At 61.3% G+C, this 14,141-nt stretch carries 10 protein-coding genes; 7 read left to right on the forward strand and 3 right to left on the reverse strand.

All coding sequences use genetic code 11. The features are described from left to right. Nucleotides 1-191 precede the first annotated feature (191 nt). The gene (locus C2L64_RS02200; protein ID WP_090835954.1) at nt 192-2,075 is read left to right on the forward strand and encodes an ABCB family ABC transporter ATP-binding protein/permease; all 1,884 of its coding nucleotides are present in this window, start codon (nt 192-194) and stop codon (nt 2,073-2,075) included. Between the two features lie 800 nt (nt 2,076-2,875). Here the strand turns inward: C2L64_RS02200 and murU are convergent. After that, nucleotides 2,876-3,565, reverse strand: coding sequence for an N-acetylmuramate alpha-1-phosphate uridylyltransferase MurU (murU, locus tag C2L64_RS02205; RefSeq protein WP_090835998.1), 690 nt, complete (start codon nt 3,563-3,565; stop codon nt 2,876-2,878). 24 nt (nt 3,566-3,589) lie between these two features. After that, nucleotides 3,590-4,666, reverse strand: coding sequence for an aminoglycoside phosphotransferase family protein (locus C2L64_RS02210; protein WP_086915858.1), 1,077 nt, complete (start codon nt 4,664-4,666; stop codon nt 3,590-3,592). 226 nt (nt 4,667-4,892) lie between these two features. Here C2L64_RS02210 and C2L64_RS02215 point away from each other — a divergent pair, with 226 nt between their 5' ends. The 6 genes from C2L64_RS02215 to gloA all read left to right on the forward strand — a co-directional run bounded on the left by C2L64_RS02215 (nt 4,893) and on the right by gloA (nt 12,469). Beyond that, the gene (locus tag C2L64_RS02215) at nt 4,893-7,262 is read left to right on the forward strand and encodes an LPS-assembly protein LptD (protein WP_086915859.1); all 2,370 of its coding nucleotides are present in this window, start codon (nt 4,893-4,895) and stop codon (nt 7,260-7,262) included. A 115-nt stretch (nt 7,263-7,377) separates the two neighbouring features. Next, the gene (locus C2L64_RS02220; RefSeq protein WP_007745139.1) at nt 7,378-8,757 is read left to right on the forward strand and encodes a peptidylprolyl isomerase; all 1,380 of its coding nucleotides are present in this window, start codon (nt 7,378-7,380) and stop codon (nt 8,755-8,757) included. Between the two features lie 13 nt (nt 8,758-8,770). Beyond that, nucleotides 8,771-9,772 carry a 4-hydroxythreonine-4-phosphate dehydrogenase PdxA gene (gene pdxA / locus C2L64_RS02225; protein ID WP_007582674.1) on the forward strand — a complete coding sequence of 334 codons (1,002 nt, stop codon included), beginning with the start codon at nt 8,771-8,773 and terminating at the stop codon, nt 9,770-9,772. 20 nt (nt 9,773-9,792) lie between these two features. Next, nucleotides 9,793-10,623 carry a 16S rRNA (adenine(1518)-N(6)/adenine(1519)-N(6))-dimethyltransferase RsmA gene (rsmA, locus tag C2L64_RS02230; protein WP_090835955.1) on the forward strand — a complete coding sequence of 277 codons (831 nt, stop codon included), beginning with the start codon at nt 9,793-9,795 and terminating at the stop codon, nt 10,621-10,623. Nucleotides 10,624-10,840: 217 nt separating this feature from the next. After that, complete coding sequence (locus C2L64_RS02235) at nt 10,841-11,968, forward strand: porin (protein ID WP_090835956.1); 1,128 nt, start codon at nt 10,841-10,843, stop codon at nt 11,966-11,968. Nucleotides 11,969-12,082: 114 nt separating this feature from the next. Beyond that, nucleotides 12,083-12,469 carry a lactoylglutathione lyase gene (gloA, locus tag C2L64_RS02240; protein WP_090835957.1) on the forward strand — a complete coding sequence of 129 codons (387 nt, stop codon included), beginning with the start codon at nt 12,083-12,085 and terminating at the stop codon, nt 12,467-12,469. A gap of 805 nt (nt 12,470-13,274) precedes the next feature. On the opposite strand, the gene C2L64_RS02245 is transcribed toward gloA, so the two are convergent. Next, complete coding sequence (locus tag C2L64_RS02245; protein ID WP_007746535.1) at nt 13,275-14,132, reverse strand: M48 family metallopeptidase; 858 nt, start codon at nt 14,130-14,132, stop codon at nt 13,275-13,277. Nucleotides 14,133-14,141: the final 9 nt, after the last annotated feature.

A 14,141-nucleotide genomic window follows, 5' to 3' on the forward strand; every position in this document is an offset into this window, starting at 1 on the left:
CGCGGCGAAAGCGGCGCCAGCCGGCTTCTGCGACAATGTTGCTAGATCAGGAATTGTACGGGAAAGCGCACGTTGGCACTTATTGCTGGTGTGTCGCGTTCGGGATGCCGTTTTGTTCGTCGAACGCACTTGCCCGTCACATTCCCCACGAGTCACGCGTCAAGCGTGCAGGCTTTCCCCACAACATAACTATGCGTCGCTCTTCCGCTTCGTCCGAACCGTCGCCGATTTCGAATCTGCCGCGCAACGACTGGCAAACTATCGTCTCGCTGCTGCCGTACCTCGCGACCTACAAGTGGCGCGTCGTGTTCGCGCTCAGCTGCCTGATCGGCGCGAAGGTTGCCAATCTGGGCGTGCCGATCGTGATGAAGCGCATCGTCGACAGTCTGGCTTCCGTGCAGCACCTGACGGCGCTCGGCCGCGCGACGAACGCGCCGGCCATTGTGCTGCTGGGCGGCGTGGGGCTGATGGTGGTCGCGTATGCCGTCGTGCGTCTGTCGACGTCGCTTTTCACCGAGCTGCGCGAAATTCTCTTTTCGAAGGTGACGGAAAGCGCGGTGCGGCAACTGGCGCTGAAAGTGTTCCGACATCTGCATGCGCTGTCGCTGCGTTTTCATCTCGAGCGGCAGACGGGCGGCATGTCGCGCGATATCGAACGCGGCACGCGCGGCATCACGCAACTGATCTCGTATTCGCTTTACAGCATTCTGCCGACGCTCGTCGAAGTCGGTCTCGTGCTCGGCTTCTTCGTCGTCAAATACGAGGCGTACTACGCGATCGTCACGTTCATCGCGCTGGCCGCGTACATCACGTTCACGGTGAAGGTGACCGAGTGGCGCACGCATTTTCGCCGGACGATGAACGAGCTCGATTCGAAGGCGAACTCGCGCGCCATCGATTCGCTGCTGAACTACGAAACGGTCAAGTACTTCAACAACGAGGAATGGGAAGCGCAGCGTTACGACGAGAACCTGAAGCGCTATCGTGCGGCGGCGATCAAGTCGCAGAACTCGCTGTCGGCGCTGAACTTCGGGCAGCAGGCGATCATCGGTACGGGGCTCGTATTTATCCTGTGGCGTGCGACGCAGGGTGTGATGGCGGGGCGGCTCACGCTTGGCGATCTCGTGCTAATCAACACGTTCATGTTGCAGTTGTATATTCCGCTGAATTTTCTTGGTGTTGTGTATCGGGAACTGAAGCAGAGCCTTACCGATATGGACCGCATGTTCACGCTGCTTGGCGCGGCGCGCGAAGTGCCCGATGCACCCGATGCGTTGCCGCTCGTCGTGAGCGGCGCGCAGGTGAGCTTCGAGCATGTGAACTTTGCCTACGAGCCTGCACGTCCGATCCTGCATGACGTGAGTTTCACGATTGCAGCGGGCACGACCACGGCTGTGGTTGGCCATAGCGGCTCGGGCAAATCTACGCTCGCGCGGCTGCTGTTTCGCTTCTATGATCTGGATCGCGCGACGGGCGGTGCGATTCGCATCGATGGGCAGGATATTCGCGATGTAACGCAGGATTCGCTGCGGGCGTCGATCGGCATCGTGCCGCAGGATACTGTGTTGTTCAACGACACGATCTATTACAACATCGCGTATGGCCGGCCTTCGGCGACGCGCGACGAAGTGATCGCGGCGGCGCGCGCGGCGCATATTCATGAGTTCATCGAGAGTTTGCCCAAAGGGTATGACACGCCTGTTGGCGAGCGTGGGTTGAAGCTTTCTGGTGGTGAGAAGCAGCGTGTTGCGATTGCGCGGACCGTGTTGAAGAATCCGCCCGTGCTGCTGTTTGATGAAGCAACTTCGGCGCTTGACTCACGGTCAGAGCGTGCTATCCAGCACGAGTTGGATTTGATTGCTCGCGAGCGGACGACTTTGATTATTGCGCATCGGTTGTCGACGGTTGTGCATGCGGAGCAGATTATCGTGATGGATAAGGGGCGCATCGTCGAGCGCGGGACTTTTGGGGAACTGCTTCTCGTTGGTGGGTTGTTTGCGCAGATGTGGGCCTTGCAGCAGGAGCGTGCTGCGCACGCGGAAGAGGTTTTGGATTTGCCTGGAGATGGGGCGTGAGTTTTTTTGTCTGCGACGCTGGGTGGTTTGCTTGTTTTTTCGCTGGCATCCGCGATTGCGTTAGCGTGCTTCAAGCGTCGCCCCTGTGCGGGGCGGCACCTACTTTTCTTTGCCGCCGCAAAGAAAAGTAGGCAAAAGAAAGCGGCTAACACCGCTAATTCTTGGTCCTGCCTGAGGGCCCCCACAGGGTGTTACACTTCACACGGCAATCACGTGACCCACGCTCGTTGCCAGCGCTCTGAATCAGCGCCTCACCCGCTTCACGCACCCACAATCCAGTATGCCGGGCCAGACAGTCCACCGCCGCCCAGGTGGCAAACTGTGTGTCGGCTTCCTGTGCTTCGCACGCCTCACTTCGAACCGATTGCGCATGCGCCCCACCCTGTAAGAGCGCTAACGTGTACGACGCGACAACCTGCACACGGTTTGCCACCTGGGCGGCACATACCGTTCGCTGCCGCTGGCCCGTGCAGAAGCATTCGAAGCGGGTGAGGCATTCATTCAAAGCGTTGGCAACAAGCACGAACAGAAAAGCTGCCGTGTGAAGCGTGGGGACGCTGGGGGCCCGTGGGTGAAAGTCAAGTGTTGGCGGTGTTAGCCGCTTTCTTTTGCCTACTTTTCTTTGCGGCGGCAAAGAAAAGTAGGTGCCGCCCCGCACAGGGGCGACGCATGAAGCGCGAAGGCAAAACGCGGATGCCAGCAAAACCACAAGCAAACCAAACCGCTTGCGCAGCAAACACCACATCGCGAATGCCAGCGCAAAAGCAAAAACAACCACTCAGCGTCGCAGACAAAAAAACCTACACCTTCAACAATTCATCAAGCGCCTCAAGTTGCGCCGGAGTCCCAACGTTCTCCCACAACCCGTCATACAGCGCCCCAGTAGCGCGCCCCTGCGCAATAGTCTCGCGATAAAACGGCGTAAGCGCGCGCCGCGTCCCAACCGGGAGATCGCGAAACATCCGGGTGTCATAGAGCCCGATGCTACCGAACGTATACCGTGGCGAGCCCTCAAGCGCCAACAGCCCATCGCCGCCGAGGACAAAATCCCCCTCAGGATGAAACGAAGGATTCGGCACCATCACGAGATGCATCCCCGGCAAATCCGCAGCAGCAAGACGGGCACCCGCCGCGAGCAGCGTCGAATAATCAAAATCCGCGTACACATCACCAGCAACAGCCACGAACACCTCAGGCGTGCCTGAGTCCTCCAGCAGCGGCAACGCCTTGGCAATCCCACCCGCCGTTTCAAGCGCTTCATGCTCGGCGGAATAACGCAACTCGACACCAAACCGCGAACCATCGCCCAACGCATCCTCAATCTGCGCGCCGAGCCAGGCATGATTAACGACAATCGTCGTAAACCCCGCGTCTGCCAGCCGCTCGATCTGCCATTCAATCAGCGCCTTGCCGCCCACCTTCAACAGCGGCTTCGGACACGTGTCCGTCAGCGGCCGCATCCGGTCGCCGCGCCCGGCGGCGAAGATCATCGCTTTGTTCAAGTTCTTCACCCGTCAGAACGTATAGCCGACGTCGACGGCGCGGCCTTCGAGGTCATCGAGCAGCCTGGCGAACGGCACGAGCGGCCGGTAACGCTCGCATACCTTGCGCGCATAGCCGATGAAACGCGGCAGATCCGCCATGTAATGCGGCTTGCTATCGCGATAGTTGATCCGGCAGAACAGGCCGAGCACCTTGATATGCCGCTGCAGGCCCATCCATTCGACCTGTCGATAGAACTCGCCGAAGTCGGCATCGACGGGCAACCCTGCCTTTTTCGCGCGCTCCCAGTAGTACACGAAGCAGTCCAGCTCGAACTCTTCGTCCCAACCGATGAACGCATCGCGCAGCAGCGACGCAACGTCATATGTGATCGGGCCGTACACCGCGTCCTGAAAGTCGAGCACGCCGGGATTCGGGCTGGCGATCATCAGATTGCGCGGCATGAAATCGCGCAGCATGAAAACCTGCGGCTGCGCCCGCGCGCTCGCGACCAGCAGCGCGAAGGTGCGATCGAGCACGCCGCGCGTGTTCTTATCCACTTCCTGCCCGAGATGCCGGCCGATGAACCATTCCGGCATCAGCTCCATCTCGCGGCGCAGGAAGGCTTCGTCGAAGGCCGGCAGTACGTCTTCGCGCGAGGCTAGCTGCCAGCGGATCAGCGCATCAAGCGCATCGCGCATCAGTGTTTTGGCTTCGGCGGGACTGCTCTGTTGCAGCGTCGACAGATACGACTGCGTGCCGAGATCGGTGACGAGCATGAAGCCCGCGTCGAGATCCACTTCCAGCACGCGCGGCACGTGCACGCCCGCGTCGGCCAGCAAACCCGCCACCTGCACGAATTCACGGCATTTTTCGGGCGGCGGCGCGTCGACGGCGATCACCGTCGCGCCGCCGGCAACAAGCTCGGCGCCGCTGCCCGCGAGGCGGAAGTAGCGGCGAAAGCTTGCATCGGCGGAAGCGGGCTTCAGCGTGGCGAGGTCAAGGCTGTAGCGACCGGCGTGGGTTTGCAGCCAGGCGCCAAGAAGCTCGAGCCGGGCGTCCGCCGTCGAAGAAGCGGATGTAAGGGAAGATACGAGGGGAAGCGTCATGAAAAGCCGGGGACAAAATCGGGGTGGGCAACGTCTTGCCATATAATACCCCACGACTTTTTTGACGCGACTCGCGTCAGTTCTCGCGCATCTCGTTGGATCGCCCGCCTTACCGCTGCATGAATCGTCAATAGTTGTGCATTCGATGCCCGATTGCACAGGCGGCAACTCGTGACTGATGACCGGGCAAATGAACTGACAGCAGGGCCGATACGCCAAACGATACATGCCGCCTAGACAGCTTTTCCGAACCACTTCCTCCTCTGACGCCCTGCCGCGCAGAAGGCGGCTCGCAGCGGCGCTGGTCGCCGTTCCGGGTCTGCTGCCCGCGCTCTCGCATGCGCAGCTGGCGGGAGAGGCGGCGCAGGCGCAGCCGATAGACGCGCCGTGGGGCCTGCGGCTGGCTCCGCAACTCGAAGAACATTCGACACCTAATGGCCAGAGCCCCGCCACCTTCGTGCTGGGCGACTCGACGACGGGCACGGCTGACCAGGACATCGCGGCCAAGGGTGCCGCGGAAGTCCGCCGCACCAACTCGGCGCTGAAAGCCGACGCGCTTCATTACGATCAGGATACGGACATGGCCGATGCTTACGGCAATGTCCATCTGTCGGGCAACGGCGCCACGTTCTCGGGCCCGGAAGCGCACATGAAGATCGAGTCGAGCGAAGGCTTCATGACCACGCCCAAATATCACTTCACGGTGACGGGCGGTTCGGGCAGTGCCGAGCGCGTCGATCTGCTGGACAACGAGCGCTCGGTGTTCACGCGCGGCACCTACACGGCGTGCCAGTGCGCGGAAGATCCGGCATGGTACATCAAGGGCAGTGAGTTCGATTTCGACACGGGCGCCGACGACGGCGTCGCGCACAACGGCGTGCTGTTCTTCCAGGGCGTCCCCGTGTTCGCGAGCCCGTGGCTGTCGTTCCCGCTGTCGGGCGCGCGGCGCAGCGGCCTGTTGCCGCCGACGGCGTCGCTCAGTTCGACCAATGGTTTCGAGCTGGCGCTGCCGTACTACTTCAACATTGCGCCAAACCGCGACCTGACGGTGACGCCGCGCATCCTGTCGAAGCGCGGCGTGCAGTTGCAGGCGAACTTCCGCTATCTGTCGCCGACCTATAGCGGCTCGATCACGGGTGAGTATCTGCCCGACGACAAGATTACCCACACGAACCGGTATGCGCTGTATATCCAGCACAACCAGAATTTCGGTTCGGGATTCGGCGGGTACATCTACTACAACAAGGTCTCGGACAACACCTATCCGGAAGACCTGTCGTCGTCGACGAACCAGTTCCTGAACGGCACGCAGCTGCTGTACCAGCAGGAAGCGGGTCTCACGTACAACAACGGGCCGTGGTCCGTGCTCGCGCGCGAGCAGCACTGGCAGACGCTTTCGCCGTCCACCGCGCCTTACGGCCGCGAGCCGCAGTTGAACGTGAAGTACGCGAAGTACAACGTCGGTGGCTTCGACTTCGGCGCGGAAGCGGACTACACGCGCTTTCGCATCACGACGGCGGACGCGACGGAAGGCGATCGCGTCGTCTTCAATCCGTACCTGTCGTACTCCGTCATCGGTCCGGGTTACTTCGTCACGCCGAAGGTGCAATGGCACTTCGCGTCGTATGACCTGAGCAACATCGGCACGGGCTCGCCCGCGAACCAGCCGAAGAACTTCACGGAGTCGATACCGACCTTCTCGTTCGACACCGGCCTGATCTTCGACCGCTCGGTGCGCCTGTTCGGGCAGGATTTCATCCAGACGCTCGAACCGCGTCTGTACTACGTCTACACGCCGTATCGCAACCAGAACTTCGCGCCGCTGTTCGATACCGCTGAGTCGGACTTCGGCCTCGCGGAAATCTTCACGCCGAATACGTTCGTCGGTAACGACCGTATCGCCGATGCGAACCGTGTGACGGCCGCCCTCACCACGCGGTTCCTGAACCCGGCGACGGGCGACGAGCGAGCGCGCTTCGTGATCGCGCAGCAGTACTATTTCCGCGATCAGCGCGTCACGCTGAACCAGACGCCGCAGTCTTCGGAACAGGCGACGCATTCGGACCTGATTCTCGGCGCGTCGCTGAAGCTCGGGGCGGGTTTCGCCTCGGAAACGGCGTTCCAATATAATGCGGACAACAACCAGCTGGTCAAGACCAGCGTCGGCTTCGGGTACAGCCCGGCAGCAGGCAAGGTCATCAACGTGGGCTACCGTTACACGCGCGCCAACACGACGCTGGACAACCAGCCGATCAACCAGCTGCTGATCTCGGGCCAATGGCCGCTGATGCACCGTGTGTTCGGCGTAGGACGAATCAACTACGACCTGAAAGGACACCGCGCCGTCGACGCGCTTCTCGGCGTGCAATACGACGCGGATTGCTGGACGCTCGGCGTGGGTTTTCAGCGCTACGCAAACGGGGTGAACACGACGGGCAGCCAGACGTCCGGCACGCGGGTGCTCGCACAGCTGACGTTCAAGGGGCTGTCGAGCGTCGACAACGGGCTGATGTCCGCGTTCCGCGCAAGCGTGGCGGGCTATCAGCCGCCACCGCCGCCGCCGCCGCCCGAATCGCAGTTCAACAACTACGAATGACGGGGTCGCGAATGACGGGGTCACCTATGAGCGAGTCGCGAGTGACAGATCGATGCCGCGTCGTTCGCAGAACAGACAAGACGGGCCGAGCGTGCCCGACATCACTGGAGTATCTGTGGCAATCATGAAAAAGCTTCGCCTGGCAACGTTCGCGACCGGCTTCGCTGCGGCCGCTTCCATTCTGCTGGCAGCGCCTGCGCATGCGCAGGCGCTGGGCGGCAACAACAATGCTCAAACGGTCGATACGATCGCGGCTGTCGTCAACAACGGCGTCATCACGCAGCGCGAGCTGGACATGCGCGTCAGCCTGATCACGAAGCGGCTGACCCAGCAGCACGCGCCGATTCCGCCTGCGGATCAGTTGCGCCAGCAGGTGCTCAACCAGATGGTGCTGGAGCGCATCCAGTTGCAGAGGGCGCGAGAAGACGGCATCAACGTCGACGACGCGCAGGTGCAACGCACGCTCGAACGTCTCGCGCAGGCCAACAACATGCCGCTCGAAATGTATCGCGCGCGTATCGAGGCGCAAGGCGTGCCCTGGTCGACTTTCATGGGCGACGCAAAGACCGAGCTGATCCTGTCGCGTCTGCGCGAGAAGGAAGTGGACAGCAAGGTCACCGTGTCGGACGCGGAAGTGGCGAACTACATCGCGAGCCAGCGTGGGCCGACGGCCGGCCTCACCAGCGATCTGCACCTGGAGCATATCCTCGTGAAGGCGCCGCTCAACGCGTCGCAGACGGATATCGAAGCGGCGCAGACGAAGGCGAATGGGCTGCTGCAGGAAGCATTGAAGGGCGACAACTTCGAGAAGCTCGCGAAGGCCAATTCGCAGGCGGCGGATGCATCGAAGGGTGGCGACCTTGGCTTTCAGTCACCGTCCAAACTGCCGGCTGAATTCGTGACGGCAGCTTCGACGCTGCGTCCGGGCCAGGTCAATCCGTCCGTGATCCGCACCAACGACGGCTTCGAGATCGTGCGTCTCGTCGATCGCCGTTCAGGCCAAGGCGCGGCTTCCGCCGATTCGACCAAGCTCACGCAGACGCACGTGCGCCACATCCTGCTGCGCGTTGGCGACGGCATGTCGGAGCCGCAGGCGCGCCAGAAGCTGCTCGAAATCCGCCAGGAGATCGAAACGGGCCAGGGCGATTTCGACAAGTTTGCGCGCACCTATTCGCAGGACGGCTCGGCGTCGCAAGGCGGCGATCTCGGCTGGATCAGCCCAGGCGAAACGGTGCCCGAGTTCGAACGCGCGATGAACGCGCTGCAGGACAACCAGATCAGCCAGCCCGTGCGAAGCGAATACGGCTATCACCTGATTCAGGTGCTCGGCCGCCGCGAAGCAGAGGGATCGGTCTCGCAGCAGATGGACCTCGCGCGCCAGGCCATCGGCCAGCGCAAGGCGGAACAGGCCTACGCCGACTGGCTGCGTGAACTGCGCGACACCGCGTATGTCGATTACAAGGCGAACCCGACCACTGGTACATCCGCGCAATAACTCTGGAATCGTCATGACCGCTGCCCAGCCCTCGAACGCACCGCTGAACATCGCGATCACCACGGGCGAGCCGGCTGGCGTCGGTCCTGAACTGACGGCACAGGCGCTCGCCGCGGCGGGCGCGCACTGGCCCGACGCGCACTTCACGGTGCTCGGCGACAGCGGCCTGATGACCGACCGTGCGAAGGCTGTCGGGATCGACTGGGCGGTGCAACAGGGCCGCCGCATCGACACGCAACATCACGCGCTCGCCGTGCCCGCGCAGGCCGGCAAGCTCGACGCAAAGAACGGGCCGTACGTGCTGGGCCTGCTCGATGCCGCGATCGATGGCGCGCTCGCGGGCACGTTCGACGCTATCGTCACCGCGCCGCTGCAAAAGAGCACGATCAACGATGCCGGCGTGCCGTTCACCGGTCATACGGAATATCTGGCGGAGCGCACCAACACGCCGCGCGTCGTGATGATGCTGGCGGGCACGGGCGCAAGGCCGCTGCGCGTCGCGCTCGCCACAACGCATCTGCCGCTGAAGGACGTGTCGGCAGCGTTGACGGTCGAGGGCCTCGTCGCCACGCTGCGCATCATCGACCATGACCTGCGGCACCATTTCGGCCTGCCCGCGCCGCGTATTCTCGTCACTGGCCTGAATCCGCATGCGGGTGAAAACGGCTATCTCGGCCGCGAGGAAATCGACGTGATCTCGCCGGCGCTGCAACAGGCGAACGGGCTGGGCATCGACGCGCGCGGCCCGTATCCTGCTGACACGCTGTTCCAGCCGCGTTATCTGAACGAAGCCGATTGCGTGCTGGCGATGTTTCACGATCAGGGCCTGCCCGTTCTGAAATACGCGACGTTCGGCGAAGGCATCAACGTAACGTTGGGCTTGCCGATCATTCGCACGTCTGTCGATCACGGCACGGCGCTCGATCTCGCCGGCACGGGCCGCGCCGATGCGGGCAGCCTGATCGCCGCAATCGACACCGCAGTTTCCATGGCGCGCAACCGTCGCGCCGCATGATTTTTTTGTAGCTTCTATCGATGTCCAACAGTTCAAGCAAACAGCACCAGGGCCATTTCGCGCGCAAGCGCTTCGGACAGAATTTTCTGGTCGACCTGGGCATCATCGATTCGATTGTCGACGTGATCCGTCCGCAACGCGGCGAGCGCATGGTCGAAATCGGACCGGGGCTGGGCGCGCTGACGGAGCCGCTGATCGGGCGTCTCGCGACGCCCGAAGCGCCGCTGCACGCCGTCGAACTGGACCGCGACCTGATCGGGCGTCTGAAGAAGAAGTTCGGCGAGCTACTCGAATTGCATGAAGGCGACGCGCTCGCGTTCGACTTCGGCGCGCTCGCGGCAGCTGGCGAGAAGCCCACGCTGCGAATTGTTGGCAATCTGCCGTACAACATTTCGAGCCCGCTGCTGTTTCATCTCGTCACCTTCGCAGAGCGCGTGATCGATCAGCATTTCATGCTGCAGAACGAAGTGGTCGAGCGGATGGTCGCGGAGCCGGGCACCAAGGCGTTCAGCCGACTGTCGGTGATGTTGCAGTACCGCTATGTGATCGACAAGCTGCTCGACGTGCCGCCCGAATCGTTCCAGCCGCCGCCGAAAGTCGATTCCGCGATCGTCCGCATGATTCCGTACGCGCCGCACGAACTGCCTTCCGTCGATCAAAAGACGCTCGGTGAACTCGTCACGGCGGCGTTCTCGCAGCGTCGCAAGATGTTGCGCAATACGCTGTCCGCATATCGCGATACCGTCGATTTCGAAGCGCTCGGCTTCGATCTGCAACGCCGCGCGGAGGACGTGCCCGTCGCAGAGTATGTATCCGTCGCGCAGGCCGTATCGGCGGCTTCGCCGAAGTAGCCGGAAACGCAGCGAGTCAAGTCACAATTACGACTCGTTGTATCTGCAAAGGCCACTGTAGACAGCCCGCAACACGCGGGCTTTCTTTTATCTTCCCGACTCTTCATACAGATTAATCTTACGCTTGCTTGCGTTCGCCTATTTGCGCGTCAGCGACGCCGCGCCGCTTTAAGACATTCCCACGCACTTACGCATGCAGGATGGATCAGGAGACGGTATGACGAAGGGGAGCAAGAGACTGAGGTTCTGCGCGTGGGCGGCGCTTTCGCCCGCGTTGACGTGCGCGACGGCACACGCGCAATCGAGCGTCACCTTATACGGCATTGTCGACGAAAGCGTCCGCTATATGACGCACGTGAACAAGAACGGTGACTCGAGCGTCGGCCTCGGCAATGGCGGCATGTCGGAGAGCCGCTGGGGCTTGCGCGGCGTCGAGGACCTGGGCGGTGGCTGGTCGACCTTCTTCAAGCTCGAAAACCGTATCTACATCAACAGCGGTCAGAGCGATCCGACGCTGCCGTTTTTCAATGAGGCGCAGGTCGGCGTGCAGTCGTCGTCGTACGGCAAGCTGATCTTTGGGCGGATGCCGAACGTGCTGATCGAAGGCATCACGATTGGTGGCTATGGCAGCAACCCGTGGATTCCTTACGACTTCAGCTTCCAGCCCGAAGTGACGATGTCGGGCGGCATCTGGACGAGCAATCAGGTGCAGTATCAGGCGCGCGCGCATGACGTGTTGTTGTCGGTCGGGTATGCGTTCGGTGGGGTCGCGGGGCACCAGTCGTATGGTTCGCAGTACGGGGCGGCCCTTGCTTATGCGCCTAGTGGCGGGCCTGTGAATCTGGGCGGCGCGTATGAGGAGTCGCGCGATTCCGTCAATGGCAGCGCGGCGAAAGCGTGGACGTTTGGTGCGTCGTACACGTGGAACCAGACGCGCTTCGCGCTCGGCTATATCGTCAATCAGAACGACGCGGGCTTTTCGAATTTCGCGAACGGTCCGTTTACGGCGCCTGTGCTTGCGGCGCTCAAGTACACGGACTTTTCACGGCGTCGGATGATAATGGGCGGTATCACCCAGCAGGTGGGCGCTGCGTGGCATTTCGCAGCGAATGTGTGGCGGACATTGCAGGACGGCAAGACGTCGGCGCAGGATGGCTCTGCGTGGCAGTATCAGATCGTTGCTGACTACAGTTTGTCCAAGCGCACGGATGTCTATGTGGAAGGTGATTACTCGCTGTATCGCGGGGATCTGATTGGCGCGCAATTGCAGGGTGTGAATGGTGTTGGGCTTGCGCAGAAGGGTACGCAGATTGGGCTGATGACAGGGTTGCGGCATCTGTTCTAAAGTTTTGCTTATGGGGCGTGTGGACGCCGCGAGCTTGGGTTTGGCGAGCGCGGCGTTTTCTGTTTTTCTGTACATTTACGCCCTCTACATCCCTACACAATACTGGAGTGCACAATGCGCCTTCTTCACACCATGCTTCGAGTCGGCAATCTCGACCGCTCGATCAAGTTCTATACCGAGTTGCTCGGGATGAAAGTGCTGCGTCGCAATGATTATCCTGAGGGCAAGTTTACGCTTGCGTTTGTTGGGTATGAAGATGAGAAAGATGGCACGGTTATCGAGTTGACTCACAATTGGGATACCGAGTCGTACGATTTGGGTGATGCGTTTGGGCACCTGGCGGTTGAGGTTGATGACGCGTATGCCGCATGCGCCAAGATCAAGGAACAGGGCGGGACGGTTGTGCGGGAGGCAGGGACCATGAAGCACGGTACGACTGTTATCGCGTTTGTCACTGACCCTGACGGGTACAAGATCGAGTTTATTCAGCGGAAGGGTTAAGGGTTTTTTTGTTGTCTGCGACGCTGGTGTGGTTTGCTTGCCTTTGTGCTGGCATCCGCGATTTGCCTTCGTGGTTCAAGCGTCGCCCCTGTGCGGGGCGGCACCTACTTTTCTTTGCCGCCGCAAAGAAAAGTAGGCAAAAGAAAGCGGCTAACACCGCCAATTCTTTTTCTTATCCACGGGCCCCCAACGTCCCCACGCCTCACACGGGAGCGTTCTTGTTTGCGGGCGTTGCCAACGCGCTGAATGAGCGCCTCACCCACTTCAAACGCCCGTACATGAGCTAGCGGCAGCGAATGGTTTCGTCCGCCCAGGTGGCAAACTGTGTGCAGGTTGTCGCGTCGTACAGGGTAGCGCTCTTACAGGGTGGGACGCGTGCGCATTCGGTCCGAAGTGAGGCGTGGGGAGCACTTGGGCCTACACACAGTTTGCCACCTGGGCGGCAGTGGACGATCTGGCTCGGCGTGCAGTAGTGCGGGTGCGTGAAGCGGGTGAGGCGCTCATTCGAAGCGTTGGCAGCGAACATGAGTCACGTGATTGCCGTATGAAGCGTAAGACCCTGTGGCGCCCCTCAGGCAGTAACAAGAACTGGCGGTGTTAGCCGCTTTCTTTTGCCTACTTTTCTTTGCGGCGGCAAAGAAAAGTAGGTGCCGCCCCGCACAGGGGCAACGCGTGAAGCAGGCTAACAAAGCGCGGATGCCAGCGAAACCACATGCAAACCAGAAAGCTGGCGCAGCAAACACCGCCCTCCGGATGCCAGCACAAAGGCAAGCAAACCACACCAGCGTCGCAGACAAACCCCAAATCACAGAGTCGGCAACAACTCCGGCGGATGATGCTTCAACGTCTGCCTAGCCTCCCGAAACTCGGGAAAAATCGACTCAACCGTCTGCCAGAACTTAGGACTATGGTTCATCTCGCGCAAATGCGCGAGTTCATGCGCGACGACGTAGTCAATAACGGACAAAGGAAAGTGAATCAACCGCCAGTTAAGGCGAATCTTTCCATCGCTAGAACAACTACCCCACCGCGTCGCGGCGGAAGAAAGCCCATAAGCCCGATACGAAACCCCGAGCTTCTCGGCATACACGACAAGACGTTCACCGAAAATCCGCTTCGCCTCGTTCTGCAGCCACCCCTGCACGCGATCCTTGATCTGCTGCGGATCAGCCTGCGCCGGCAGCGGCAACGCGAGCATATTCCCCGCCGCATCGTACACAAGCTGACCATTCGCAGCCGCAAGCGTCACACGCACAGTCCGCCCAAGATAGGGCAACTCAGCGCCATCTTTCCAGTCGACGCGCGGCATCACGCGCTGCTCGGTGCGCGTCTGCCACTCAGTGAGTTTGGTGAAAATCCAGCGCTGCTTTTCGGCGATCGCCGTTTCGATATCAGCGAGCGTGACCCACCGCGGCGCGGTGATAGTCAGCCCCGTGCTGTCGATCGCAAACCCGATCGAGCGCCGCGACGAACGCTTCAGCCCGTAATGCAACGTGCGCGCACCAAGCGTGACGCTGCGCAGTTTCGAACCATCGGGAGCGAGGGGAGCAGCGGACTTGGGTTGCGGCGGCGCGGCAGATTTGCCCGGCTCGTCGAAGAGCGGCAGATCGAGTTGCCGGCTATCGAGCGCCGCAGCAGGCTGCGGCTTGGAAGACTTCTGCATCGGACTCAC

The sequence above is a fragment of the Paraburkholderia hospita genome, from assembly GCF_002902965.1.
In the GTDB taxonomy this organism is placed as follows: domain Bacteria; phylum Pseudomonadota; class Gammaproteobacteria; order Burkholderiales; family Burkholderiaceae; genus Paraburkholderia; species Paraburkholderia hospita.